The sequence below is a fragment of the Plantactinospora sp. B6F1 genome, from assembly GCF_040120695.1.
GTDB lineage: Bacteria > Actinomycetota > Actinomycetes > Mycobacteriales > Micromonosporaceae > Plantactinospora.
On the sequence record NZ_JBEEAC010000002.1, the window covers coordinates 77,842 to 102,714 of the forward strand.

A 24,873-nucleotide genomic window follows, 5' to 3' on the forward strand; every position below is an offset into this window, starting at 1 on the left:
GACACCCGCCGAGCCCGGGGCCAGGGTACGCCGAACGACCTGAGGCGCCGGAGTGCGGAGGTGGGACCGGGGTCAGCGCCAGCGGGAGAGCAGACCCAGCGAACCGACCATCGCGCCGAAGCCGATGGCCAGGTTCCAGTACCGCCAGGTGGCGACCGGGTACTCCATCTCGGACAGGTAGAAGACCACCAGCCAGCCGATGCCGAAGACGATCAATGCCACCGCCGTGGCCGGCAGCCAGACCGGGCTAGGCTTGCGGGTCGCCGCCGTGGACGTGGGACGGACGTCCGTCGGCGGGGTGTACACCTTCTTCTTACGTACCTGAGACTTGGGCACGGCGCTCTCCTGAGGGGGTGGTGATCCTCGTCCGGCCTGACAACCGGACGCAAGGGCGACGGTCCATGGCCAATAATGTTCGACAGCTAGCGTAGTCGCGAGAACCCGATCAGGCCACGGACCCAGCCATCCGGGTACAGACGGTGGAACGCCCGGATCGCCTCGGTAATTCCCGCGATTGAGACATAATTACCAGATTGCCATGATCGTGAGGGGGAAGGCTCGATGGAGTACACCTCCGGCGTCGCCTCCTGGCGGAAGGTACTCCGCCGCGTCGCCGTGGGGCTACTGCCCAGGAGGTCGGCCGAGCGCCGCCCCGGATGGTCGGTGGGCGTACCCCTGATCGCCCTCGCCGCCGGGCTGCTCTTCACCACCACGGCCACCACCGCCGGCGGCACCTCGCTGCGCGAGGACCGGCGCCCGGAGCTCGCCCAGCTCATCGAGAACCGCCGCGACCAGGTCGCCGCGGGGCAGGAGCGGGCAGCCGCGCTCCGCGACGAGGTGGAGAGCCAGACCGAGGCTCTCGGCGGCTCCGACGGCCGGGTCGCGGCCCAGCGGGCCCGGGCCGCGGCCAGCCGGGAGGCGGCCGGGTTCACCGCGCTGGCCGGACCGGGGATCTCCGTCGAACTCGACGACGCACCGCAGCAGGGCGATGGCAGCCTGCCCGCCGACGCCAGCAACGACGATCTCGTGGTGCACCAGGGAGACGTACAGGCCGTGGTCAACGCGCTCTGGGCCGGGGGCGCCGAGGCGATGACAATCATGGGTGTCCGTGTCCTCTCCACCAGCGCGGTACGCTGCGTGGGGAACACCCTGCTCCTGCACGGTCGGGTGTACTCACCACCATTCAAGATCACGGCCATCGGCGACCCCGCCGCACTACAGCGAGCACTCGCCGCGTCCGAGGGAGTCCGGTTGTTCAAGGACGCCGTCACCCACTACCACCTCGGATACCACGAGGCGGTGGAGCACAACCTGACGGTTCCCGCGTACGACGGTCCCGGTGGTCTCCGATCGGCCGAGGTTCTCGGATGAGCCCGGTGGCCGGCGACCCGAACCCCGCCCGCAACGGTCGGCACCGCGCGCCGGACGGCGACGACCCGACCATGTTCATCCCCCGGCTGCCCGGGGCCGACGAGCCGTCAGCAGCCGACCAGGCACCGCGGCCGTCCCGCCGGCCACCGGAGACGGACGAACCGCCGGGCGCCGACTGGGAGCCGCGGCCGTCCCGCCCCCAGCCGGAAGAGCCCGCCGGGAGCCGTCGCCCGCGAATCACCGTCAATCACGTCGTGGCACCGCCGCCGAGCCGGGCAGCGCAGGCGCCCGTACCGGCGCCGCCGGACGCCCACGACACCATCGACCTGCCCGCCCACGGCACCCTTCCCGTTCCGCCTCCGGTACGCGGCACCCCCGGCCCGCCCACCCCCGGCGCTGTCAGCCCGCCACCACACGGCGCTGTCCGCCCGCCACCGCACGGCATCGTCGGCCCGCCGGGCGTTGTCAGCCCTCCTGTGCGCGGCACCGTCAGCCCATCCGTCGGAGATCCCGGCCGTTATCCGACCGCCGAGCCGGTCGGGCGTGGCCCGTCCGGGCCGCCTGGGCCACGTCCGGGCGAGCACGGCCACCCCGGTCAGCGCCGAGGCACGCCCGAGGAGAACCGCCCGCAGCCGTACTCGCCGGTCGAGCCCGAGTTCCGGATCGCCCACCCGCCGGCGAATCGCCGGGAGCCGGCGACGCCCGCCGGCCGGTGGGACCCGGCCGTCGATCCCGAGCGCCGGCCGCCGGGGCCGAACACCGTCGCCGACCCTTGGGAGCCGGCACCGACGGTCCGGCCGGGCGCCTGGGAGCCGGGTCCGGGCGCCGGCCACGGGTTGCGGGAGCCGGTCCCGCCCGCCGACCCCGGACGCTGGGAGCCGACCTCTGATGCCGGCCTCACCGGCCGGCGGGGTACCCCGGTGCCGGCCGCCCCGGATGCCTGGGCACCGCCCGCGACTACCGCGGCGCCGCCGGGGGCTACCGCCAGCGGTGCCCGACCGGCCCCCGGCGGTACGCCGGACCGGCTCGGCGGCGCACCCGCGCGACCCAACCAGACCACCCAGGCCAACAGCACCGGCGGAACCGATCACGGCGATGGGGGCCACGGAACCGGTCACGGCCACGGGACCGGCGGAACCGGTCGGGGCGACGGGACCGGTCGCGCCGGGCCGGTCAACGGGGGTAGCGGAACCGGTCAGGTGAACGGGACCGGCCGCACCGACAGCCCGACCGCCCTCATCCCGACCGTCGCGCCACCGGACCCCGATGCCACCGCCCCGATCCCGCCGATGCCGCAGCGCGGCTCGGGTAGCCGAGCCGACGACGCCACCACGGCACTGCCACACATCCGGCCCCCGGTCACGCCCCGCCGGGAGGACATCGACTCCACCGCGCTGATCGGCGCGATCCCGCCCCGACCAGCGGCGGCCGACGACGCGGACGACGGGGACGGCGGGACGGAGGTCGAGCAGCAGGCCAAGCGCGGCGAGCGGGTTGTCCGGCTCCGGCCGGAGCAGATCGGCGAGGGGTACAAGAGCGTCTACTCCGAACTGACCCGGCCGTCGATCGGCTCCCGGATCAGGACCGGCATCCGGGCCACCGGCGAGGTACTGATCACCTTCGGCCTGGTCATCCTCCTCTTCGCGGCGTACGAGGTATGGGGCAAGTCCACCATCGTCAACGCGCACCAGGACGACCTGGGCCAGCAGCTGGCCCAGCAGTGGGAGGAGCCGGACCCGACCGTCGGTCCCACGCCCACCGCCACCCCCAAACCGGCCAAGCCGGTGCGGGGCAAGCCCATCGCCGGCCTCTACATCCCGAAGCTGGACAAGCAGTGGGTCGTGGTGGAGGGCGTCACCCAGAAGGACATCCGGTACGCCCCCGGGCACTACCCGACCAGCGCCCTGCCCGGACAGGTCGGCAACTTCTCGGTCGCCGGCCACCGGAACCGGGCCACCTTCTGGCGGCTGGACGAGCTCGACGACGGCGACGCGATCGTGGTGGAGTCCAAGGACGCCTGGTTCATCTACCACGTGTCGCAGACCCGGATCGTCAAACCGACCCAGGTGGAGGTGGTCGCCCCCGTTCCCGGCCGGCCACGGGCGAAGCCGACGAAGGCGATGCTGACCCTGACCACCTGCAACCCGAAATTCGACAACTATCAGCGGTTGATCGTGCACGCTCAGTTGATCCGTACCGATCCGAAGACGGTCGGCTCGCCCCGACCGCCCGAGTTGGACGGCTGATCCGCCATGTACGGGTGGATCTGGCGCAAGCTGCCGTTCGGGCTTCCGGGAAAGTTGATCGGCTCGCTGTTGATCACCGCGAGCCTGCTCGCCCTGCTCTGGTACGTCGTCTTTCCGTGGGCCGAGCCGCTGCTGCCGTTCGACGACGTCCAGGTGACCCAGGACAACGGCGTTCCCGGGAATCCGGGCGGTGAGCCGGGCGTGGACGGCGAGAACCCGGGGGCCGGTGACGAGCCGCCCGGCGACGAGCACGACCTGCCGTACGACACCACCCGGAACAACACCCCACCCCCGAGCCCGACCAGGTAGGCCCGATGCGCGTCCTCGTGATCGACAACTACGACTCGTTCGTCTTCAACCTCGTCCAGTACCTTGGCCAGCTCGGCGCCGACTGCGAGGTACGCCGCAACGACGAGATCGACCTCGCCGAGGTGGGCCGGCTCGGCGTGGCCGGTGTGCTGCTCTCCCCGGGCCCCGGTACCCCGGACCGGGCCGGCGTCTGCCTCGACGTGATCCGCGAGTACGCCGGGAAGCTGCCGATCCTCGGCGTCTGCCTCGGTCACCAGGCCATCGGCGCCGCGTTCGGGGCTACCGTCGAGCGGGCACCCGAACTGCTGCACGGCAAGACGTCCGAGGTGCGGCACCGGGGGGTGGGTGTCCTCGCCGGGCTGCCGGAACCCTTCACCGCGACCCGGTACCACTCACTCGCCGTACCGTCGGAGACCCTGCCGCCGGAGATCGAGGTCACCGGCTGGACCGAGTCCGGTGTGGTGATGGCGATGCGGCACCGTGAGCTGCCGATCGAGGGCGTGCAGTTCCACCCCGAGTCGGTGCTGACCGAGGGTGGCCACCTGATGCTCGCCAACTGGCTCGACGGCTGCGGCCTGCCCTCGGCGCTGGACCGGGCTCCCGCGCTGGCCGCCGAGGTCGACGCCCGGCGTCGGTCGGCCTTCGTCACGGCCTGACCCGGGGCCGCCGACCATCCCCGACCTATCCGGTCGGGGATGGCCGGCCCTCCGCTTCGGTGCGACCAGCGTTCTGTGCCGGCCGGGTTCCGATCAGCGTTCGTCCGGCCGGGTAAACGGCGGGAACAGCTCGCCGCCGGAGCCACCGCCGGTGCCCGGCCCCGGGCTGTCCGTCGGGGTGGGGCCGGGGGGAGTCGGCTCGTCGTCCTCCTCCGGCACGCTGACGGTGATCGTCACGGTCGTACCGGTCCGCCTCTTCTCCCCGCCGCGCGGGTTCTGCCCGGTCACCTCGCCGGCCTCGGCCGGCGGGACCGGCTCGCCGTCGACGACCTTCACGTCGAATCCGGCGCGCCGTAGGGCATCCCGCGCGTCGTCCTCCTGGAGCCCGGTGACTCGGGGTACCTCGACGAGGTTGCCCCGGGAGACCTCGACGACCACGGTGCTGTTCGGGGCGACCTTCTTACCCTCGGCGGGGTCGACCTTGACGACGATGCCCTCGTTTTCCTCGCTGTTGACGTCCTTGCGCTGCACGGTCAGTCCGAGGCGCTCGAGTTGGCCCTTCACCGCCTCGTACCGGCCGCCGACCAGGTTCGTCGGGATCTCCACCGCCTTCGGGCCCTCGCAGACCCGGATCTCGACCTCGGTTCCCGCCTCGACGGAGGTGTTTGCCGGCTGGCTCTGCGCGGTGACCTTCCCGATCTCGCAGTCGTCGCTGGTGTCCGCCGCGCCGAGCTTGGGGGTCAGGTCGACCTGGCGCAGGCTGTTCTCGGCGACCTCCCGGGTGCTGCCGACTACGTTCGGCACCTCGACCGTGGCCGGTGTGTCGCCGCCATTCTTATTGATCATCAGTGCGGCGACCAGGGCGATCACCGCGAGCACGCCGAGACCGCTGAGCGTGGCGATCACCCAGGCGGACGCCTTGCGGCGCCGGGCGTCGCCGACCCGGGCCGGCGGCATCGGCCGACCCCCACCGGCCGGGATTTGCCGGGTCGTGGCGGTGTGCGACATCGCCATCGTCTGGTCCTCGCGCAGCACCGGGGTGGCCATCACCGGCCGGCCGGCCGCCGCGCGGAGCAGGTCGGCCCGCATCTCGGCCGCGCTCTGGTACCGGTTGAGCGGGTTCTTCGACAGTGCCTTGAGCACGATCGCGTCGATCGGCGGGGTGACGTCCGGGTTGAGGTCGCTCGGCGACGGCGGATCTTCCCGGACATGCTGGTACGCGACGCTGACCGGACTGTCGCCGACGAAGGGCGGATGGCCGCAGAGTAGCTCGAACAGGACACAACCGGCGGCGTAGACGTCCGATCGCGCGTCCACCGCCTCGCCCCGGGCCTGCTCCGGCGAGAGGTACTGGGCGGTACCGATCACCGCGCTGGTCTGCGTCATCGTGGTGGCACCGCTGGCCAGCGCCCGGGCGATACCGAAGTCCATCACCTTGACCTGGCCGGTCTGGGTCATCATCACGTTGCCGGGCTTGATGTCCCGGTGGATGATCCCGTGCCGGTGGCTGAACTCCAGCGCGGCGCAGACGTCGGCGGTGATCTCCAGGGCCCGCCGGGGCATCAGCCTCCCCTCGGCGGCCAGCACCTCCTTGAGCGTCCGGCCGTTGACGAACTCCATCACGATGAACGGCAGCGTCTCACCGGTCGGCGCGATCTCCTCGCCGGTGTCGTAGACGGCGACGATCGCGGGGTGGTTCAGGGACGCGGCGTTCTGCGCCTCGCGGCGGAAGCGCATCTGGAAGGTGTCGTCGCGAGCCAGATCGGTACGAAGCATCTTGATCGCGACATCGCGGCCGAGCCGGAGGTCGCGCCCGCGGTGCACCTCGGCCATGCCGCCGTAACCGAGCAGCTCGCCGACCTGGTACCTGCCACCCAGCAGGCGGGCCTGCGCCGTCATCTCGTCTGTCGTCCTTCGCTCATCTGGTCACCCCGTCGGGGTCCACGGTCCGCTCCACCAGACGGTACGGCGCACCGGTTGGTGCGTCGCGTCCGGCTGCCGACCGCATGTCCGTTGTCGCCGTCTGGGGCGCTGGCATGCTGCTGTTCTGGTTCTGGTTCTTACTCCAGTTGAAGGCAATCACGCCCGAGCAGATCATTACCAACATGCCCAACACGACGAAGAGCGCGATCAGCAGCGAGCGGTTCCCGGACGACGACGGCGGTACGGCCGGACGTCCCGGATACGAGTATGCGACCTCCGGTCGGGGCCGGACCGGCTGCGGCACCGGGGCCGCGCCCCGGTTGTAGCCGGCGGGTCCGACCGGCGCCGTACCGGCCGGCGGCCGGGCCACCGGCACGGCTGCCGGGGAGTGTGGCGCTGCCGGCGCGACCCGCGCGGCGCCGGGTGGCACCCGGGGCGCGGGCGGAACCGAGGTCGGCCGGGGCGGCATTGCCGGCGCGGGCGGCTGCGGTGCGGGGCGCTGTGGCGGCACCGGCAGCGACCCTACCGGGCGCCCGGGCTGGCCGGCCATCCCGATCGTGGCCGCGGCCTGCCGGGACACCGCCGCCAACTCCGCGGCGCTCTGCCAGCGGGCCTTGGGGTCCTTCGCCATCGACCGCTCGACGATCGCCCGGATCGCCGGTGGGATGTCGCCGGGGAGCTGCCGGGGAGCGTCCCGGACGTGCTTCATCGCGATCTCGATCGCACTGTTGCCCTCGAAGGGCCGCCGGCCGGCGAGACACTGGTACGCGACCACGCCGAGCGCGTAGACGTCGGAGGTGGGGGTCGCCACCTCGCCCGCCGCCTGCTCCGGGGAGATGTAGGACGCCGTGCCGAGCACCGAACCGGCGGCGGTGAGCTGCCCGACCAGGGCCGAGCGGGCGATGCCGAAGTCGGTCAGCACGAGCGTGCCGTTCGGCCGGACCAGCAGGTTGCCCGGCTTCACGTCCCGGTGCACGATGCCCTTGTCGTGCGCGGCCTGCAACGCGTCGGCGGCCTGCGCGACCAGCGCCATGGTGCGGGCCGGGGTGAGCCGGCCGACCCGGCTCAGCGTCCGGGACAGCGCGTCGCCCTCGACGTACTCCATGACCAGGAAGGCGATCTGCTGGTCGCTGCCGTAGTCGTAGACGTCCACCACCCCGGGATGGTTGATGGTGGCCATGGTCCGGGCCTCGCCCCGGAACCGCTCGGCGAAGCCCGGCTCGTCGAGCAGGGCCGGCAGCAGGATCTTGACCGCCACCGTACGGCCGAGCACCTCGTCGGTGCCCCGCCAGACGTCGCCCATGCCGCCGCCGGCGATCCGCTCGTCGAGGCGGTACCGGTTGCCGAGCAGCACTCCGGGCTTCAGCATGTCAACGGCCTCCCCGGTCGGCGATGACCGCCCGCATGATCTGCTGGCTGATCCGCGCCGCCTCGCCGCTGCCGCCCGACCCGGCGTTCTCCAGAAAGACGCAGACCGCCGAGATCGGCTTGCCTTCGCTGTTGATCGCGAACCCGATGAACCAGCCGTGGTCGGGATTGGTCCCGCCGGTCTCGGCGGTGCCGGTCTTGCCACCGACCCGGTACCCGTTGATCCTCGCGTTGGTGCCGGTGCCGTTCTGCACCACGCTGACCATCATGTCCTGGAGCTGGCCGGCGACCTCGGCGCTGACCGGCTCGCGCAGCTCCTTCGGCACCGCCGTGTAGTAGTCGGTGGTGCGGTCCGGGCCGAGCTGCTGCTGCACCAGGTACGGCCGCATCTGCCGCCCGTCGTTGGCCACCGTGGCCGCGATCAACGCGCCCTGCAACGGGGTCATCCGGACGTTGTTCTGCCCGATCGAGGACTGCGCCACCTGCGGCGGGTCGTCGTTGCCGTCCGGGGTCGCCATCTCGCCGGTACGGCTCGCCACCACCTTCTGGCCCGAGCCGTTGAGCCGGCCCACGGCCAACTCGTCGTCCTCGAAGCCGAACTGGCGGGCCTCGTCCTTGAGCTTGTCGGCGCCGAGCGTCACCCCGAGCCGGGCGAAGCCGGTGTTGCAGGACTCGGTCAACGCCTGGGTCAGGGTCACCTGGGACTCGGGGCAGATGCTCGGCGCCGCGTTACGGATCTCCTCACCGGCGGTCGGCGCCAGGTAGCTCGCGCCGGCCGGGATCCGGGTGCCGGGGTCGTACCCGTTCTCCAGGGCGGCGGCCGCGGTGATGACCTTGAAGGTGGAGCCCGGCGGGAAGATCTCGGAGAGCGCCCGGTTCTTCAGCGGGCCGTCCTTGGCGGCGTCGAGCCGGTCGTACGCCGCCTGCGCCTTGTCCGTGTCGTGGGCGACCAGCGGGTTCGGGTCGAAACTCGGCATCGAGACCAGTGCCTGGATCGCCCCGGTGGTGGGATCCAGCGCCACCGCAGCGCCCTTGGTCGCGTCCTTGCGGTTGTTGACCAGCTCGCGGTACGCGGTCTCCTGCGCCCGGGGCGAGAGGGTGAGCAGGATGTTCCCGCCGGCGGTCTGGTTGCCGGTGAAGAGGTCCCGCACCCGGTCTCCGAGGAGCTGGTCGCTGGTCCCGGCGAGAAACTCGTTCTCGCTCTTCTCGATCCCGGTGTCGGCCATGTTGACCGGCTTGTACCCGAGGACGTGCGCGTACACCTCACCCTTCGGGTAGGTGCGGAGGAAGTTCAGCTTGCCGCCGGTCTCCTTGCTGGTCGCCAGGGGCGTCCCGCCGGCCTCGATGATCCCGCGCTTGCGCTCGTACTCGGCGACCTGGACCCGGCCGTTGTAGTCGCTGTTGCGGTACTCGTCGGCCTTGTACGCCTGCACGTAGTTGAGGTTGGCGAAGAGCAGGCCGAACAGGATCATCGCGACGATGCCCACCTTGCGCAACGGTGCGTTCACGGCCTGATCACCTCCGTTGTGGCGCCGTGCAACTGGGCCGGCGGTCCGGCGGGCACCCCGCTGGGCCGGGCCGGTGAGCTGGAGTCGACCGGCCGGCGCGCAGCATCGGAGATCCGGAGCAGGGCCGCGACCAGCAGCCAGTTCGCCATCAGCGACGAGCCACCGGCGGAGAGGAACGGCGTGGTCTGGCCGGTGAGCGGGATCAGTCCGCTGACGCCCCCGATGATCACGAAGAGCTGGAGGCAGACCGTGAAGGAGAGGCCACCGGCGAGCAGCTTGCCGAACGAGTCCCGGACGGCCAGCGCGGCCCGCAGCCCTCGCTCGATGATCAGCAGATAGACCACCAGCAGGGCGGAGAGCCCGAACAAGCCGATCTCCTCGCCCAGCCCGGCGAAGACGAAGTCGGTGTGCACCTCGGGGATCTCCAACGGCTGCCCGGCACCGGGGCCGGTCCCGAAGAGCCCGCCGGTGCCGAGTCCGAGCAGTCCCTGGAGGGTCTGCCAACCGGTGTTGTACGGGTCGCCGTACGGGTCGAGCCAGATGTCCACCCGGGTGTAGAAGCTGGCGAACGGCCCGCCGACCGTACTGCCGAGATACCAGGCGAGCACGGCACCGCCGCAGAAGAGCAGCAGGCCGATGATCAGCCAGCTGACCCGTTCCGTGGCGATGTAGAGGGTGACCACGAACATGCCGAAGTAGAGCAGCGAGGTGCCGAGGTCCTTCTGGAAGACCAGCACCCCGAGACTGATCAGCCAGACCACGATGACCGGGCCGAGATCCCGACCCCGCGGGAAGTCGACGCCGAGCACCCGCCGACTGGCCAGCGAGAGCACCTCGCGCTTGCGGACCAGGTAGTAGGCGAAGAAGACCAGCAGGGCCAGCTTGGCGAACTCGCCGGGCTGGATCGTGAACCCGCCGAAGCTGATCCACAGCTTGGCGTCGGACTGCGGGTTGACCTGCGAGTATTTCGGGGGCAGCAGCGTCGGGGTGATCACCAGCACGATGCCGGCCAGCACCAGGGTGTAGGCGTACCGGCTGATTGCCCGGTGGTCCCGGATCAGCACCAGCAGGCCGGCGGCGAGCGCCACCGAGAGCAGCGTCCAGGCGAGCTGCCGCCCGCCGGTGCCGGAGAACATGGTGAGATCGGCCCGCTCGTCCGGGGTGGCCCGGCCCAGGTCGAGCCGGCGCAGGAAGGCCACGCCGAGGCCGTTGACCAGGGCGACCGCCGGCACCAGCACCGGGTCGGCGTACGGTGCCAGGAATCGGACCACCACGTGGATCGCCAGGAAGACGGCGGTGATCGACGCGATCGGTACCCAGAAGTCGAAGGTCACCGTGTCGAGCAGGTTCGCCTCGGCCGTCGCCGCGTACGCCGCCACGACGACCATGGCCAGCAGCAGCAGCGCCAACTCGGCATTCCGCCTGGATCTGGCGGCGACTCGGACACGTGGCAGCTCGCCCGTTGGTGCGGGCGTCGATGCCGATCCAGGCGGGGCGGTCACGTGAATTCCCTCGGATCGTCGGAGCTGACGCTCACTCGATCGACCGGCATCCCGCAGGGTCGGTGACCGGCGGGATCGGGTCGGACGGTGGCGCGTCGGGCGTACCCGCCGGGGTGGCGGTCGCCCGAACGGTCTGGCCGGGGGTAGGAGTGGGTACGGACGGGGGCGGTGTGGTGACGCCGGGCGTGGGGGTCGGGAGGACGCTCGGCTGGCAGAGCGGCTTCAGGTTGGGGTTGCCCGGGTCCTCGTTCGTCAGCTCGGCGAGCCGGCGTACCGCGTCGGGCTCGTCGTCGGCCTGGATGCCCTGCTTCACCTGTTCCTGGGCGGCGGCGGTCAGGTCCTCCAGCTTGGTCGGGCTGGTGGCGTGCACGTTCGACAGCTCAAGCCCGGCGATCCGGCCCGGAATGCCCTGGAAGACCGCGAGCTGACCGTCGTCGGTGGCGCCGACGTAGTACTGCCGCTGGGTGTAGTCCCAGCCGAACCAGAGTCCCGCGCCGACCACCCCGAGCAGCGCCACCACGAGTACGGCGGTGCGCAGCGGACGCCGACGGGGGCGCTCGGGCTCGTCGTCCGCGGAGGGCTCGGTCTCGGCCGGCTCGGGGCTGGCCGGACGCGGCGGGGAGAGTGCCGAGGCCCGGGCGGCCGGCGTCGAGTCGTCGGCCGAGGTCGCCATGCCCCGGTCCCGGGAGGCCGCACCCCCGACGATCGGGGCGGCCTCCAGGATGTCCTGGTCGCTGGCGTCCGCGATGATCACGGTTATGTTGTCCGGACCGCCGCCCCGGAGCGCGAGCTGCACCAGCCGCTCCACGCACGCCTGGGGGTCCTTGAGGTCGCGCAGGGTGTCCGCGATGGTCTCCGCGCTCACCACCCCGGAGAGCCCGTCGCTGCAGATCAGGTAGCGGTCACCGCTGCGCACCTGGCGTACCGAGTATTCGGGGTCGATGTCGCGGCCGTCCAGCGCCCGGGTGAGCAGCGACCGCTGCGGGTGGCTGCTCGCCTCCTCCAGGCTGATCCGCCCCTCGTCGACCAGCATCTGGACGTATGTGTCGTCCTTGGTGATCTGGGCGAACTCGCCGTCCCTGAGCAGGTAGGCGCGCGAGTCACCGATGTGCACCATGCCGATCTTGCTGCCGGAGAAGAGCAGTGCGGTGAGGGTGGTGCCCATCCCTTCGAGATGCGGGTTGGCGTCCACGGTGTCGCGCAACTGTTGGTTGGCGGTGTCCACGGCCGACCGCAGCGCGTCGACGAGGGCGTCACCCGGGACGTCCTCGTCGAGCGGGGCCATGGCACCGATGACGATGTTGCTGGCGACGTCACCGGCGGCCATCCCGCCCATGCCGTCGGCCACGGCGAGAAGCCGCGGCCCGGCGTAGACGGAATCCTGGTTGCCGTCTCGGATCAGCCCGCGGTCGCTGTGCGCCGCGTAACGCAGGGTCAGAGTCATGGCCGTAATTCGAGAGAGGTGCGGCCGATTCGGATCGGCACGCCGAGGGGGACGGGGGTAGGTCCGGTGACCTTAGCGCGATCGAGGTAGGTCCCGTTAGTCGAGCCGAGATCTTCGACGAACCACTGCCCCGATCGGGGCACGAGTCGGGCGTGCCGGGCCGAGGCGTAGTCGTCGGTGATCACCAGGGTCGAGTCCTCCGCCCGACCTATGGTGATCTGCGCTTCGCCGAGCGTGATCCGCGTGCCGGCGAGCTGGCCCCCGGTGACGACCAACTGGTGCGCCGCCCGGCCCCGTTTGACCTTCGCCGGCTTGTTCTGCCCCAGCGCGACCCCCACCCCGCGCGGCGCGGCGACGAGGCGGCTGGACCTCGCGCCGGCGAAGAGGTCCCGACGGATCACCCCGACCACCGTGAACACGAAGATCCACAGCAGGACGATGAAGCCGATGCGGGCAACGGTGATGACTAATGGGGGCAAGGTGGTTAACCGTCCACGCGGAAGGTCAGGGTGGTGGTGCCGAGTTGGATCATGTCGCCGGGGTTGAGCGCCACGGCCGAGACCCGCTGCCCGTTGACCATGGTGCCGTTGGTCGACCCGAGGTCGGTCAGCACGACCTGACCGCCGTCGAAGTCGAGCCGGGCGTGTCGGCGGGAGATGCCGACGTCCGGCAGCCGCAGGTTCGCCTGGTCGCCCCGGCCGATCACGGTCGACCCCATCTGCAACGGATAGGTGCGGCCGTCGCCGGAGACGAGCCGGATGTTGCGACCACCGGCGCCGTGGCCCGGCGGTGGGCCGTAGCCGCCGCCCTGGTCGTACGGCGGATAGCCGCCGGGTTGCTGGTCGTATGGCGACTGGTGCACCGGGGCGACGTCGCCGCCGGTGTAGACCTCGGCGGTGACCCGGAACATGCCCGTGTCGAGACCATCCCCGCGCTCGATCTCGACGATGACGTCGCCGTAGACCGTCCACGCCTGCTCACCGATGAACTCCGCCTGCGACTGGGCCAGCTCCTGGGCCAGCGCGGCGGCGTACGGCGCCAGCCGACTGTGGTCGTACGGCGAGAGATCGATCACGTAGCGGTTGGGTACCAGAGTGCGCCCACCGGCGAGGATCGCCTTGTGCGCCTCTGCCTCCCGCTGCATCGCGTTGAGGATCTCGACGGGGTGCACCACCCCTTTGAACACCTTTGCGAAGGCCCCCTCGACCAGGCCCTCCAGACGCTTCTCAAAGCGTTGCAGCACGCTCACCGGCTCCTCCTCGGGTTCCGAGGACATGATGGTATCCGGCCGCCGCACGTGCGGCTCGCACGCCGCTCGGCCGCCTGCAGCCGGCCTCTCCTCAGCGGCCGGGTTTGGTCGTGCTACTCTTCCATCCGCTGCGGGCGGTAACACCCGCGGCGGCAGTAGGGACAGCGTAGTATGTCCCGACACATGCCGAAGAGTGGGCTCCGGACACGATCGTTATTGTCCTGTGGCGCGCTCAGGGAATGAGTCGGGTTGTCCCGGGCTTCTCGTCGGGAGGGCACGGGGCGACGCGGGTCACGCCTCGCCAGGGGAAGTGGCGGAATGGCAGACGCGCACGGTTCAGGTCCGTGTGCCCGAAAGGGCGTGGGGGTTCAACTCCCCCCTTCCCCACCACCTCAAGGGGCTCCGTGGCGACACGGGGCTCCTTGTTCATGTCGAGGCAACGGCGCCACCGCGCTATGCTCCGGTGGTTTCCGACCGAGGCGAACCAGGAGTGACGTGTGACAGTCGCGTTGGTGACCGGATCCGGCGGCCTGATCGGATCCGAGGCGGTCCGGCACTTCGCCGGCCTCGGCCTGGACGTGGTCGGGATCGACAACGACATGCGCCGGCAGTTCTTCGGCGCGGAGGCGTCCACCGCGTGGAACGTGCTGCGGCTCACCAGCGACCTCGGTGACGCGTACACGCACCACGACGTGGACATCCGCGACCGGGACGCGCTGGCCGGGATCTTCCGGCGGTACGGCCGCGACATCGGCGTGGTGATCCACACCGCCGCGCAGCCCTCGCACGACTGGGCCGTGCGCGACCCCTTCACCGACTTCGACGTAAACGCGGGCGGCACGCTGAACGTCCTGCAGAACGTCCGCGAGCACTGCATCGACGCGCCGGTCATCCACTGCTCCACCAACAAGGTCTACGGCGACCGGCCCAACAGCCTCCCCCTGGTCGAGCAGGAGACCCGCTGGGAGCTCGCCACGGACCACCCGTACTTCGACGGGGTCAAGGAGGACATGTCGATCGACGCGTCGCTGCACTCGATCTTCGGCGCTTCCAAGGTCGCCGCGGACGTGATGGTGCAGGAGTACGGTCGCTACTTCGGCATGAAGACCGCCTGCTTCCGCGGTGGCACCCTGACCGGTCCGGCGCACTCCGCCACCGAGTTGCACGGCTTCCTCGGCTACGTCATGCGCTGCAACATGGAACGCCGGACATACAAGATATTCGGCTACCAGGGCAAGATGGTCCGGGACGCGATCCACAGCCACGACGTGGTCGCGGCCTTCGAGGCGTTCTTCCGGGAGCCGCGTTCGGCGGCGGTCTACAACCTCGGCGGCGGGCGGCACTCGAACTGCTCGCACCTGGAGGCGTTCGCGCTGGCCGAGAAGATCACCGGGCGGGAGATGGTCACCGAATACCGCGAGGCCAACCGGGTCGGCGACCACCAGTGGTGGATCGGCTCCAACGCCGCCTTCCAGCGCGACTACCCGCACTGGAAGCAGATCTACGACGTGCCGATGATCCTCCAGGAGATCCACGCGGCCAACGTCGACAAGTGGGTGCCGCGGCCGTGAGGGCGCCGACCAGCGAGGCAGGGGGAGGACAGTGATCTCGCGGGGTAAGCGCAACGTGCTCGGCGTACTGGTCGACGCGGTCGACTACGAGGCCGCGACCGAGCAGGTGGTGGCGGCCGGGCGGGAGCGCCGGCCGATGGCGCTGACCGCGCTGGCCGTGCACGGGGTGATGACCGGGGTGCTCGACCCGGCGCACAACGCCCGGCTCAACGCCTTCGACGTGGTCACCCCGGACGGGCAGCCGGTACGGTGGGCACTCAACCTGCTGCACCGCGCCGCCCTGGCCGAGCGGGTCTACGGACCCGACCTGACCCTGAGTGTGCTGGCCAGGTTCGCCGACGAGGGCATGCCGGTCTACCTCTACGGCTCCACCGACGAGACCCTGGCCCGGCTGATCCCGGAGCTGGAGCGGATGTTCCCGGCCCTGAAGATCGCCGGGACGGAGTCGTCGAAGTTCCGGCCGGCCCGCCCGGGCGAGGACGCCGAGATCGCCGACCGGATCCGGTCCTCCGGGGCCCGGCTCGTGCTGGTCGGGCTCGGCTGCCCCCGGCAGGAGGTCTTCGCGTACGCGATGCGACCGCTGCTCGACATGCCGCTGATGGCGGTCGGTGCGGCCTTCGACTACCACGCCGGACTGCTCCGCAAGCCTCCACCGTGGATGCAGCGGGTCGGGCTGGAGTGGCTGTGGCGGTTCGGCCTGGAGCCGAAGCGTCTCTTCCACCGCTACATGGTGCTCAACCCGGCCTACGTGGCCCGGCTGACCGCGCAGCGGCTCGGGATCTGGAAGGCGACCCCGCCGGCCCCGGCGACCGACCGCCCGGCCACCTTCGCGGTCTGACCAGCTCCTCCTTGGCCGGGTAGGGCTGCCCCTACCCGCGAGAGGCCGGTCGCCGGGAGTGTTTGGGGGTGCCGGGTCCGGTTGACTCGCTGCCATGGACGCGGTGCGGCTGGCGGAGGTCAGCAAACGGTACGGCTCGGGCGAAAGCGCGGTCATCGCGCTGGACCGGGTGACCCTCGGTTTCGTCGACGGCACGTTCACGGCGGTGATGGGTCCGTCGGGTTCCGGCAAGAGCACGCTGTTGCAGTGTGCGGCCGGCCTGGACCGGCCGACCGCCGGTAGCGTCACGGTCGGCGACGTCGATCTCGGCGGGCTCTCCGAGACGAAGCTGACGCTGCTGCGCCGGGACACCATCGGCTTCGTCTTCCAGTCCTTCAATCTGCTCTCCGCGCTCACCGCCGAACAGAACGTCGCCCTGCCGCTGCGGCTGGCCGGGCACCGACCGCACCGGGGCGACGTCCGGGCCGCGCTCGCCGCGGTGGGACTGGCCGGGCGGGCCGGGCACCGGCCGGCCCAGCTCTCCGGCGGTCAGCAGCAGCGGGTGGCGATCGCCCGCGCGCTGATCACCCGGCCCCGGGTGCTCTTCGCCGACGAGCCGACCGGTGCGCTGGACTCCACGGCCGGGCGCGAGGTGCTGCGGCTACTGCGCGGGCAGGTGGACCGGGCCGGACAGACGATCGTGATGGTCACCCACGATCCGGTGGCCGCCGGGTACGCCGACCGGGTGGTCTTCCTCGCCGACGGGCGGGTGGTGGACGAGCTGCGCCAGCCGACCGCGTCGGCGGTGGCGGAGCGGATGACCGCCCTGGAACCGGCCGCGCCCGACGCCCCGGCGCCGGTCCGCCCCGCACCGGTCCCGCTCGGCGCGGCCCCGCTCCCGGTGGACGGCGCCGCAACGGGTGGGCCGGGTCGGGTGGCGCCGTGCTGACGCTGGCCGGCCAGACGTTCCGCAGTCGCTGGACGGCGTTCGTCGGCACCTTCGTCGCGCTCTGCCTCGGCGTCTGCCTGCTGGCCACCACCGGGCTCGCGCTGGCGTCCAGCGTCACCGGTCCGGACCGGCCACCGCGGTGGTACGGCAACGCCGACGTGGTGGTGGCCGGACCGAAGTCGGTCAGCGTCACCACGGGTACCGGCGACGAGCGGTACACGACAACCACGGATACGCCGTACTCGCGGCCGGTGCCGGCCGAGCTGGCGGACCGGCTGGGCGGGGTGCCGGGGGTCACCGAGGCGGTAGCCGACCGCCGGGTGCCGGTGGACCTGGCCGGTACCGCCGGGGTGGCCCGGCCCTGGTCGGCCGCGGCGCTGGGTGGGTACGGCCCACTGGTGGGTCGACCGCCCACGGTGGACGGGGAGGTGGTGCTGACCTCGCCGGGCGGACACCGGCCGGGCGACCGGGTGCCGGTGCAGACCCCGGACGGACCACGGACGTTCACCGTCAGCGGGGTGCTGGCGCCGGCCGGCGAGGACGGGCCGGCGGTCGCCTTCCTCACCGACCGGGCCGCCGCCGCGCTTGCCGGTGACCGGATCACCGCCGTGGCGCTCCGGGCCGCCGACGGTGTCTCCGCAGGCACGCTGGCCGAGCGGGTCCGCGCCGCCGCGCCCGGGTTCCGGGTGCTCACCGGCGACGACCGGGCGGCCGCCGAGCCGGATCAGGACGGCGACGCGCTGGCCCTGGCGGCCTCGCTGCTGGGCACCACCGCCGGGGTGGCCACCTTCGTCTCGATCTTCGTGGTCGCGGGTACGTTCTCGTTCGCGGTCGCCCAACGCCGACGCGAGTTCGCACTGTTGCGGACGACCGGTGCCACGCCACGGCAGATCCGCCGGCTGGTGCTCGGCGAGGCGGTACTCGTCGGAGTGCTGGCCGGGCTGGCCGGCAGCGCGCTCAGCCTGGTCACCGCGCCGCCGTACGCGCACTGGCTGGCCCGGTCCGGCTTCGCGCCGGAGGACTTCACCGCCCGGTTCATCCTCTGGCCGCTGCTCGCCGCATCCGGGGTGGGGCTGCTGGTCGCCCTGCTCGGCGCCGGGATCGCCGCCCGGCGGGCGGCCCGGGTACGCCCGGTCGAGGCGCTGCGCGAGGCGTCGGTCGACACCCGGGTGATGGGCTGGGGGCGGTGGTCGTTCGGGCTGCTCTTCCTCGCCGGTGCGGTGCTGCTGCTCACCGCGCTGCCGGACATCGGGGTCTCGGACGGCCTGGCGATGGTCATGCTGGTCGCCCAGTTGGGGCTGGCCGCCGCCGGGCTGCTGGCACCGGTACTGATCCGGGTGCTCGTGCCGCTGCTCGGCGCCGCACTTCGGGGCCAGACCGGCACGATCGCCCGGTCGAGTGCGTTGAGCGCGCTGCGCCGCACCACCGCCACCGCCGCGCCGATCCTGGTCACCGTCGGCATCGCGGCCACCACCCTGCCGCTGACCGCGACGCTGTGGGAGGCCGAGCAGCGTTCGGCCCGGGACCGGGTCGCCGCCACCGCCGTGGCGACCGCGAGCGGTCCGGTCGGGCTGGCCGAGCCGACGGTCGCGGCGCTCGGCCGGGTCGCCGGGGTGCGCGCCGCCGTTCCGAGCCGGCGGACCGAGGTGTACGTGCGCAGCGACGACTATCCCGAGGAGTACTCCGCCCGATTCGTCGGGGCGGGGCTGGACCGGGTGCTGCGGCTGCCGACCGTGGCGGGTTCGGTCGCCGGGTTGACCGGTACCGACACGGTGGCGGTCAGCCGGTCGATGGGCTGGCGGGTCGGTGAGCGGGTCCAGGTGTGGCTGGCCGACACGACCGAGGTGCGGCTGCGGGTGGTGGCCGTACTCGCCGACTCGGTCGACCTGGACCGGACCCTGCTGCTGCCCTGGGAGCTGGGCCGGGCACACCAGCCCGGCGGCGCCGACGTCGTCTACCTGGACGGCGGCGATCCGGTGGCGCTCGACGCGGCTGCCGTCGCCGGTGGCGGGAGGGTGCTGCCGACTCCCGAGCACCTGGTGGCGGGGGACGCCGCGCAGTACGAGCAGAACCGGGTGGCGCTGCTGGCGGTGCTCGGGATGGCGCTGCTCTACACCGGCATCGCGATCGCCAACACGTTGGTGATGGCGACCAACGACCGGCGGCGGGAGCTGGCGGTGCTGCGCCTGTCCGGGGCGACCCCCGGGCAGGTGCTGCGGATGATCGGCTTGGAAGCGGTGCTGGTCGGACTCTCCGGCACGGCACTCGCCGCGCTGGTGGGCGCTGCGATGCTGGCCGGGCTACGGGCCCGGTTGGCCGAACTGGTGGCGCAGCCGCAGGTCACCGTGCCGTGGTTGCCGATCACGCTGATCGCGGCCGGGTGCCTGCTCGCCGCCGTGCTGGCCAGCCTGGTGCCGGCGATGCTGGCGCTGCGCACCCCGGCCGCCCAGCTCGCGGGGGTGCGGGAGTAGGCGCTCGACACCGAGCCGGTTGTCGGCAGGCGGTCCAGGGTAGCCTTCCAGACCGGAGGGATGAGACAGCCGAAACGTGTCTCGACTGTCCTGCGGGTTCCCCCCGACCACGCAGGCATGGAGAGGGTTCAGACAATGAAGCGGGCCATCAAGCTGACCAAGCATTACACGCCTAATTCCCTGCGTGTGGTGGCGCGACGGGTGATGGGCAACGCCCACAACGCGAAACTACAACTCACGGTCCCGGTGGAGGTCCGCAGCGAGTTCGAGAACATATTTCACTGCACGGTACGCAAGGCGGGAAGCCAATGGGTCAAGGCCCTGTTCAGCGATCCCGTCATCTACCGCTACAGCGGGCTGCTCCCGTACGATCCGCGGCCGCACAATTGGCGTTATCCACAGCCTCTCCCGCCCGGCCGCATCGTCTCGTCGCTCTTCGTCTCCTACAACGGATTCATGAACATCCCCAAGTCCGGGCGGTATCGGACGTTCTTCATCCTCCGGGACCCCCGGGACCTCGTCGTTTCCGGCTACTTCTCCTATCGGAGTTCACACACGGCGATGGGGGATGTCCTCCAGGTCCGGAAGGTGCTCCAGGAGAAGCCCTTCAAGGAGGGGATGCTGCACGTCATCGAGCACCTCGCCAACAAGGGCACCTTCCGGTCCCTCCGGGCCTGGGCGAAAGCCCCGAACACGGAGACGGTCCGCGTCTGCCGGTACGAGGACCTGACCGGCGAGCGGCAGGCGGACGAGGTCGAGCAGTTGATGCGGCACTGCGGGATTCCCATTCCGCCGGCCGAGCTGGCGGCTTTGCTGTCGCGGTACAGCTTCTCGCGGATGCGCAACACCCAGGCGAGTGACCCGGCGCTGTCCCACTACCGCAAGGGGAAGCCCGGCGACTGGCGCAACCACTTCGACGACGACATCTACGAGGCCTTCGCCGCCGCCACGGGCGATCTCGTCGAGGTGCTCGGCTATCCCGGGTACGAGGCACCCGCGACGCGGGACGGGGACTCCTGAGTTTCGACCTGCCGGCCGCCCCGTACCCCGTGGCGGCCGACCGGCCCTGGCCGGGCCCGCCATGGGACGGAATTCATCCGGTCGCCCCCTGTTGCGCCAGGATAGCGCTTTCCTATGCTGGGCCGATGATGAGGATCGACCAGGGCCTGACCCCGTCCGCGCTGCTACCGAAGATCGACCGGCTCTGGGAGGTCTCCGCTCAGAAGATCGACTCGATCGGGAAGAGCTGCCCGCCCGGCGCCCCGTCGCCGGTCTTCACGGTCGACGGGCAGTACACCGCCCGGGGCTGGACCGAGTGGACCCAGGGCTTCCAGTACGGCTCCGCGCTGCTCCAGTTCGACGCCACCGACGAGCGGCGGTTCCTCGACTCCGGCCGGGAACAGACCGTCGCGGTGATGGCCAGCCACGTCAGCCACATCGGCGTACACGACCACGGGTTCAACAACGTCAGCACGTACGGCAACCTGTGGCGGCTGATGAACGAGGGGCGGATCCCCGCCGACCGGGCCGAGCGGGACTTCTACGAGCTGGCACTCAAGCTGACCGGCGCGGTGCAGGCCGCCCGCTGGAAGACCACGGCGGACGGCACCGGCTACGTCTACTCGTTCAACGGGCCGCAGTCGCTCTTCGTCGACACCATCCGGTCCTGCCGGGCGCTCGCCGTGTCGCACCTGCTCGGACACGTGCTGATGGGCGAGCGGGACGAGCGGATCTCGCTGCTGCGCCGGCTGGTCGAGCACGCCGGCAACACCGCCCGGTGGAACGTCTACTACGGCGAGGGCCGGGACAGCTACGACGTCCCCGGACGGACCGCCCATGAATCGATCTTCAACGTGAACGACGGCAGCTACCGCTGCCCCAGCACCCAGCAGGGGTACTCCCCGTTCAGCACCTGGACCCGGGGCCTGGCCTGGGCGATGCTCGGCTTCCCGGAGCAGTTGGAGTTCCTCGCCGTCCTGCCCGACGAGGAGCTGACCCCGTACGGCGGCCGGGCCGCCGTCGAGGCGACGATGCTGCGCGCCGCCACCGCCACCTGCGACTTCTACCTGGCACACACCCCCACCGACGGCGTGCCGTACTGGGACACCGGGGCGCCCGGGCTGGTCCATCTCGGCGACTACCTGGACCGGCCGGCCGACCCCTACAACGCGCACGAGCCGGTGGACTCCTCGGCCGCGGCGATCGGCGCGCAGGGGCTGCTCCGGCTGGGCCGCCACCTCGACCGGGCCGGCCGGACCGAGGAGGGCCGGAAGTACTGGCAGGCCGGGCTGACCGTCGCCGACACGCTCTTCGGCGAGCCGTACCTGAGCACCGACGCCCGGCACCAGGGCCTGCTGCTGCACTCGGTCTACCACCGGCCGAACGGCTGGGACCACGTCCCCGCCGGGCAGCGGGTGCCGAACGGCGAGTCGAGCATGTGGGGCGACTACCACGCCCGGGAGCTGGCCCTCTATCTGCAGCGGGTGGCCCGGGACGAGCCGTACTACACCTTCTTCGGCCCGTCGGGGGTGCGGGCGTGACCGGCCGACCGGTGGCGGTGGTGACCGGCGGGTCACGCGGGATCGGCCGCGGCGTGGTGCTGGCGCTGGCCGGCGCCGGACACGACGTGGTGGTCAACTACGCCAGCAACGCGGACGCGGCGGCGGAGGTCGGCAAGGAGGTCGAGGCCCTGGGCGGCCGGGCCCACCTGGTCCGGGCCGACGTGTCCCGGGCCGGGGACCGGCGGCACCTGGTCGACGAGACGACGGCCGTGTTCGGCCGGATCGACCTGCTGGTCAGCAACGCCGGGGTGGCGCCGAGCGTGCGGGCGGACCTGCTCCAGGCCGGGGAGGAGTCCTTCGACCGGCTGGTCGACATCAACCTCAAGGGCCCGTACTTCCTGATCCAGCTCGTCGCCAACACGATGATCGCGCAGCAGGCGGCCGGCCGGGTCGAACGGCCGAAGATCGTGGTGATCTCGTCGATCAGCGCCTACACGGCCAGCGTCAACCGGGGCGACTACTGCGTCACCAAGGCCGGGCTGGCGATGACCGCCCAGCTCTACGCCGCCCGGCTGGCCGAGCACGGGATCAACGTCTACGAGATCCGGCCCGGCGTCATCGAGACCGACATGACCGGCCCGGTCAGGGCCCGGTACGACGACCTGATCCTCAATCAGGGCCTGACCCCGATCCGGCGCTGGGGGCAGCCCGAGGACGTGGGCCGGGCGGTCGTGGCCGTCGCCACCGACCTGCTGCCGTTCAGCACCGGCCAGGTGATCGACGTCGACGGCGGCTTCCACCTGCGTACCCTCTGATCGCCCTGCCCACGGCGGGCCCGGACGACGCGACGGGCCCCTTCCCGGCGTGGGAAGGGGCCCGCCCGCTGTCGGGTCAGCGCACTACAGGGTCAGGGTCCAGGCGTTGATGTAGCCGGTGTCCCCGGAGTAGACGTCCCGCACCTGCAACCGCCAGAGACCGTTGCCGGCCTCGGCGGAGAGGTTGACCGTGTACGTCGTGTTCACGTTGTCGGCGCCGTCGAAGATGCTGCTGTTCTTCAGCCGGTATCCGCTGCCGTCCGGAGCGATCAGGTCGATGATCAGGTCACCCCGGTAGGTGTGCACGATGTTCACCGCCACCGTCGAGGTGTTGGAGGCGTTGCGGTTGCACCCGGCGATGGTGATCCCGCTGGTGACGTTGACGTTGGTGTCCGGGATGGCCACGTCGGTCGGGTTGCTGGCCGTGCAGCCGGTGCCGGTGCCGGTCACCGTCAGCGTGTAGGAAGCGCTCCGGGTCGCCGACGCCCCGGTGCCGGTGATGGTCAGCGGGTACGTCCCGGGCACGGTGCTGGCGGTGGTGGCGATGGTCAGCGTCGCCGAGCCACCGGAGGTGACCGTTGCCGGGCTGAACGTGGCGGTGGCACCGCTCGGCAGGCCGCTCGCCGAGAGCGTCACCGACTGCGCGGAACCGGCCGTGGTGGCGGTGGCGACGGTGGCCGACACCGAGCCGCCCGGCGCCGTCGACCCGGTGCCCGGGGAGACCGAGACCGAGAAGTCGTTCGCCGGAGTGCCCTCGGAGACGTAGAGCAGCCGGTTCGGGGTGCCGGTGCCGGGGTTGGTCACCACGTTCGGCGTGGCGTTGTCGACCAGGTGGTCGCGGACCTGCTGCGGCGACCAGGTCGGGTTGGCGGAGAGCACCAGCGCCGCCGCGCCGGCCACGTGCGGCGACGCCATCGAGGTGCCGCTGATGGTGTTGGTGGCGGAGTCGCTGTTGTGCCAGGCGGAGGTGATGCCGACGCCCGGCGCCAGGATGTCGACGCAGGTGCCGTAGTTGGAGAAGCTCGCCGCCGCGTCGTTGTTCTGGGTGGCACCGACCGTGATGGCGTTCGGCACCCGGGCCGGGGAGTAGTTGCAGGCGTTCTGCCGCACCCCGAGCGTGTTGCCGTTGCCGGCCGCCACCACGTAGGTGATGCCGGCGTTGATGGAGTTGTTGACGGCGGTGTCGATCGCGCTGTCCGCCGAGCCGCCGAGGCTCATGTTGGCCACCGCCGGGCGTACCGCGTTCGCGGTGACCCAGTCCATCCCGGCGACCACCTGGGCGGTGCTGCCCTGACCCGAGCAGTTCAGCACCCGTACGCCGTAGATCCGGGCCGCCTTGGCCACCCCGTACGCGGTGCCGCCGACCGTACCGGCGACGTGCGTGCCGTGCCCGTGGCAGTCGTCGGCGGTACCGCCGTCGATCGCGTCGTACCCGCTCACCGCCCGGCCGCCGAACTCACCGTGGCTGAACCGGATACCGGTGTCGATGACGTACGCGTTCACGTTCGACGCCGTGTTCGGATAGGTGTACGAGCTGTTCAGCGGCAGGCTCCGCTGGTCGATCCGGTCGAGGCCCCAGGACGGGGGGTTCGGCTGGGTACCGCTGACCTGGAACATCTTGTTCTGCTCGACGTACGCCACGTCCGGGTCCGCGGCGATCCGCCGCGCGGTCTGCGCCGAGCCGCTGATCTCGAAGCCCCGCAGCGCGGCGCTGTAGGTGCGGCCCACCTTGCCGCCGTGCTTGCCGATCAGGCCCCGCGCCGTCGTCGACACGTTGGCCCGGGCGACCGCGGTGTCCTTGAACACCACGATGTAGCTGTCGGCGACGGCGTTCGGGCTGCCGACGCCCCGGACAGGTGCTTCCGGTGGAGCCGCGGCGGCCGGTACGGCGGCAGCGGCGATCATGGCCAGAGTGGACACTCCGACTATCACGGACCTACGAGGGAGACTCATCTCCCCTCCTCCCCTCCGATCGGTGCACGACCGCCCGCCCCGTTTGAGTGACGGGTCAGCACGACCGATCGAGCTGACAGTAGTCAGAACCCTTGCGGAACAGTAGATCCCGAACGTTCTATATTGACGAAGAGATGGTCATCTCTGCCCTCGTCGGCGGGCGGCCGCACCCCCTACGGGTGCCTTCTCGGGGGATCGGTGGGGGCGGGCCCGGATTCGC

The 24,873-nt window shown here is 71.5% G+C and carries 19 protein-coding genes, 1 tRNA gene and 1 pseudogene; 12 read left to right on the plus strand and 9 right to left on the minus strand.

Going from position 1 to position 24,873, the window contains the following annotated elements:
- Positions 1-72: 72 nt before the first annotated feature.
- Positions 73-336, minus strand: coding sequence for a cell division protein CrgA (locus ABNF97_RS03485; RefSeq protein WP_130461178.1), 264 nt, complete (start codon positions 334-336; stop codon positions 73-75).
- Between the two features lie 225 nt (positions 337-561).
- On the opposite strand from ABNF97_RS03485, the gene ABNF97_RS03490 reads away from it, so the two are divergent.
- From ABNF97_RS03490 to ABNF97_RS03505, 4 genes and pseudogenes are all read left to right on the plus strand, one after another.
- Positions 562-1,371 carry a DUF881 domain-containing protein gene (locus ABNF97_RS03490; protein WP_130461179.1) on the plus strand — a complete coding sequence of 270 codons (810 nt, stop codon included), beginning with the start codon at positions 562-564 and terminating at the stop codon, positions 1,369-1,371.
- 1,160 nt (positions 1,372-2,531) lie between these two features.
- Positions 2,532-3,617, plus strand: a pseudogene (locus tag ABNF97_RS03495) (class E sortase); the annotation flags it as partial.
- 6 nt (positions 3,618-3,623) lie between these two features.
- On the plus strand, positions 3,624-3,926 hold the full coding sequence (locus ABNF97_RS03500; RefSeq protein WP_130461180.1) for a hypothetical protein: 303 nt from the start codon (positions 3,624-3,626) through the stop codon (positions 3,924-3,926).
- Between the two features lie 5 nt (positions 3,927-3,931).
- The gene (locus tag ABNF97_RS03505; RefSeq protein WP_349337628.1) at positions 3,932-4,582 is read left to right on the plus strand and encodes an aminodeoxychorismate/anthranilate synthase component II; all 651 of its coding nucleotides are present in this window, start codon (positions 3,932-3,934) and stop codon (positions 4,580-4,582) included.
- Positions 4,583-4,675: 93 nt separating this feature from the next.
- On the opposite strand, the gene pknB is transcribed toward ABNF97_RS03505, so the two are convergent.
- The 7 genes from pknB to ABNF97_RS03540 all read right to left on the minus strand — a co-directional run bounded on the left by pknB (position 4,676) and on the right by ABNF97_RS03540 (position 13,603).
- Positions 4,676-6,481 (minus strand): Stk1 family PASTA domain-containing Ser/Thr kinase, encoded by a 1,806-nt coding sequence (pknB, locus tag ABNF97_RS03510; protein WP_130461182.1) that lies wholly within the window; start codon positions 6,479-6,481, stop codon positions 4,676-4,678.
- Between the two features lie 19 nt (positions 6,482-6,500).
- Positions 6,501-7,874 carry a serine/threonine-protein kinase gene (locus tag ABNF97_RS03515; RefSeq protein ID WP_349337629.1) on the minus strand — a complete coding sequence of 458 codons (1,374 nt, stop codon included), beginning with the start codon at positions 7,872-7,874 and terminating at the stop codon, positions 6,501-6,503.
- Position 7,875: 1 nt separating this feature from the next.
- Positions 7,876-9,381, minus strand: a complete 1,506-nt coding sequence (locus ABNF97_RS03520; RefSeq protein WP_349337630.1) for a peptidoglycan D,D-transpeptidase FtsI family protein — start codon at positions 9,379-9,381, stop codon at positions 7,876-7,878.
- On the minus strand, positions 9,378-10,769 hold the full coding sequence (locus tag ABNF97_RS03525; protein WP_130465692.1) for an FtsW/RodA/SpoVE family cell cycle protein: 1,392 nt from the start codon (positions 10,767-10,769) through the stop codon (positions 9,378-9,380). The genes ABNF97_RS03520 and ABNF97_RS03525 overlap by 4 nt, the downstream gene beginning before the upstream one ends.
- 145 nt (positions 10,770-10,914) lie before the next feature.
- Positions 10,915-12,327 (minus strand): BofC C-terminal domain-containing protein, encoded by a 1,413-nt coding sequence (locus ABNF97_RS03530; RefSeq protein ID WP_130461185.1) that lies wholly within the window; start codon positions 12,325-12,327, stop codon positions 10,915-10,917.
- Positions 12,324-12,806 (minus strand): FHA domain-containing protein FhaB/FipA, encoded by a 483-nt coding sequence (locus ABNF97_RS03535; protein ID WP_130461186.1) that lies wholly within the window; start codon positions 12,804-12,806, stop codon positions 12,324-12,326. Before ABNF97_RS03535 ends, ABNF97_RS03530 begins: the two co-directional genes overlap by 4 nt.
- A gap of 5 nt (positions 12,807-12,811) precedes the next feature.
- Entirely contained in the window at positions 12,812-13,603 is a 792-nt protein-coding gene (locus tag ABNF97_RS03540) for an FhaA domain-containing protein (RefSeq protein ID WP_130461187.1), read from the minus strand.
- Positions 13,604-13,880: 277 nt separating this feature from the next.
- Between ABNF97_RS03540 and ABNF97_RS03545 the strand changes: the two genes are divergently transcribed.
- The 8 genes from ABNF97_RS03545 (at position 13,881) to ABNF97_RS03580 (ending at position 22,700) form a co-directional block, all read left to right on the plus strand.
- Positions 13,881-13,966: transfer RNA gene (locus ABNF97_RS03545), tRNA-Leu, on the plus strand.
- Between the two features lie 107 nt (positions 13,967-14,073).
- Positions 14,074-15,147 carry an NAD-dependent epimerase/dehydratase family protein gene (locus ABNF97_RS03550; protein WP_130461188.1) on the plus strand — a complete coding sequence of 358 codons (1,074 nt, stop codon included), beginning with the start codon at positions 14,074-14,076 and terminating at the stop codon, positions 15,145-15,147.
- A 31-nt stretch (positions 15,148-15,178) separates the two neighbouring features.
- Positions 15,179-15,985 (plus strand): WecB/TagA/CpsF family glycosyltransferase, encoded by an 807-nt coding sequence (locus ABNF97_RS03555; protein ID WP_130461189.1) that lies wholly within the window; start codon positions 15,179-15,181, stop codon positions 15,983-15,985.
- A gap of 94 nt (positions 15,986-16,079) precedes the next feature.
- Positions 16,080-16,913: an ATP-binding cassette domain-containing protein gene (locus ABNF97_RS03560; protein WP_130461190.1), complete on the plus strand. Its 834-nt coding sequence runs from the start codon at positions 16,080-16,082 to the stop codon at positions 16,911-16,913.
- Complete coding sequence (locus ABNF97_RS03565) at positions 16,907-19,384, plus strand: FtsX-like permease family protein (protein WP_349337631.1); 2,478 nt, start codon at positions 16,907-16,909, stop codon at positions 19,382-19,384. Before ABNF97_RS03560 ends, ABNF97_RS03565 begins: the two co-directional genes overlap by 7 nt.
- 135 nt (positions 19,385-19,519) lie before the next feature.
- A complete protein-coding gene (locus ABNF97_RS03570; RefSeq protein ID WP_130461192.1) occupies positions 19,520-20,404 on the plus strand; it encodes a sulfotransferase domain-containing protein in 885 nt (294 codons plus the stop codon).
- 125 nt (positions 20,405-20,529) lie between these two features.
- Entirely contained in the window at positions 20,530-21,924 is a 1,395-nt protein-coding gene (locus tag ABNF97_RS03575) for a hypothetical protein (RefSeq protein WP_349337632.1), read from the plus strand.
- Positions 21,921-22,700 carry a 3-ketoacyl-ACP reductase gene (locus tag ABNF97_RS03580; protein WP_130461193.1) on the plus strand — a complete coding sequence of 260 codons (780 nt, stop codon included), beginning with the start codon at positions 21,921-21,923 and terminating at the stop codon, positions 22,698-22,700. The genes ABNF97_RS03575 and ABNF97_RS03580 overlap by 4 nt, the downstream gene beginning before the upstream one ends.
- An 84-nt stretch (positions 22,701-22,784) precedes the next feature.
- On the opposite strand, the gene ABNF97_RS03585 is transcribed toward ABNF97_RS03580, so the two are convergent.
- On the minus strand, positions 22,785-24,653 hold the full coding sequence (locus ABNF97_RS03585; RefSeq protein WP_130461194.1) for a S8 family serine peptidase: 1,869 nt from the start codon (positions 24,651-24,653) through the stop codon (positions 22,785-22,787).
- Positions 24,654-24,873 lie beyond the last annotated feature (220 nt).

Bases quoted from the DNA above. Each gene is read 5' to 3' on its own strand.
- ABNF97_RS03490 (WP_130461179.1), top strand. From the start codon at position 562: ATGGAGTACACCTCCGGCGTCGCCTCCTGGCGGAAGGTACTCCGCCGC.
- ABNF97_RS03500 (WP_130461180.1), top strand. From the start codon at position 3,624: ATGTACGGGTGGATCTGGCGCAAGCTGCCGTTCGGGCTTCCGGGAAAG.
- ABNF97_RS03505 (WP_349337628.1), top strand. From the start codon at position 3,932: ATGCGCGTCCTCGTGATCGACAACTACGACTCGTTCGTCTTCAACCTC.
- pknB (WP_130461182.1), bottom strand. From the start codon at position 6,481: ATGACGGCGCAGGCCCGCCTGCTGGGTGGCAGGTACCAGGTCGGCGAG.
- ABNF97_RS03515 (WP_349337629.1), bottom strand. From the start codon at position 7,874: ATGCTGAAGCCCGGAGTGCTGCTCGGCAACCGGTACCGCCTCGACGAG.
- ABNF97_RS03525 (WP_130465692.1), bottom strand. From the start codon at position 10,769: ATGGTCGTCGTGGCGGCGTACGCGGCGACGGCCGAGGCGAACCTGCTC.
- ABNF97_RS03530 (WP_130461185.1), bottom strand. From the start codon at position 12,327: ATGACTCTGACCCTGCGTTACGCGGCGCACAGCGACCGCGGGCTGATC.
- ABNF97_RS03540 (WP_130461187.1), bottom strand. From the start codon at position 13,603: ATGTCCTCGGAACCCGAGGAGGAGCCGGTGAGCGTGCTGCAACGCTTT.
- ABNF97_RS03560 (WP_130461190.1), top strand. From the start codon at position 16,080: ATGGACGCGGTGCGGCTGGCGGAGGTCAGCAAACGGTACGGCTCGGGC.
- ABNF97_RS03570 (WP_130461192.1), top strand. From the start codon at position 19,520: ATGAAGCGGGCCATCAAGCTGACCAAGCATTACACGCCTAATTCCCTG.
- ABNF97_RS03575 (WP_349337632.1), top strand. From the start codon at position 20,530: ATGATGAGGATCGACCAGGGCCTGACCCCGTCCGCGCTGCTACCGAAG.
- ABNF97_RS03585 (WP_130461194.1), bottom strand. From the start codon at position 24,653: ATGAGTCTCCCTCGTAGGTCCGTGATAGTCGGAGTGTCCACTCTGGCC.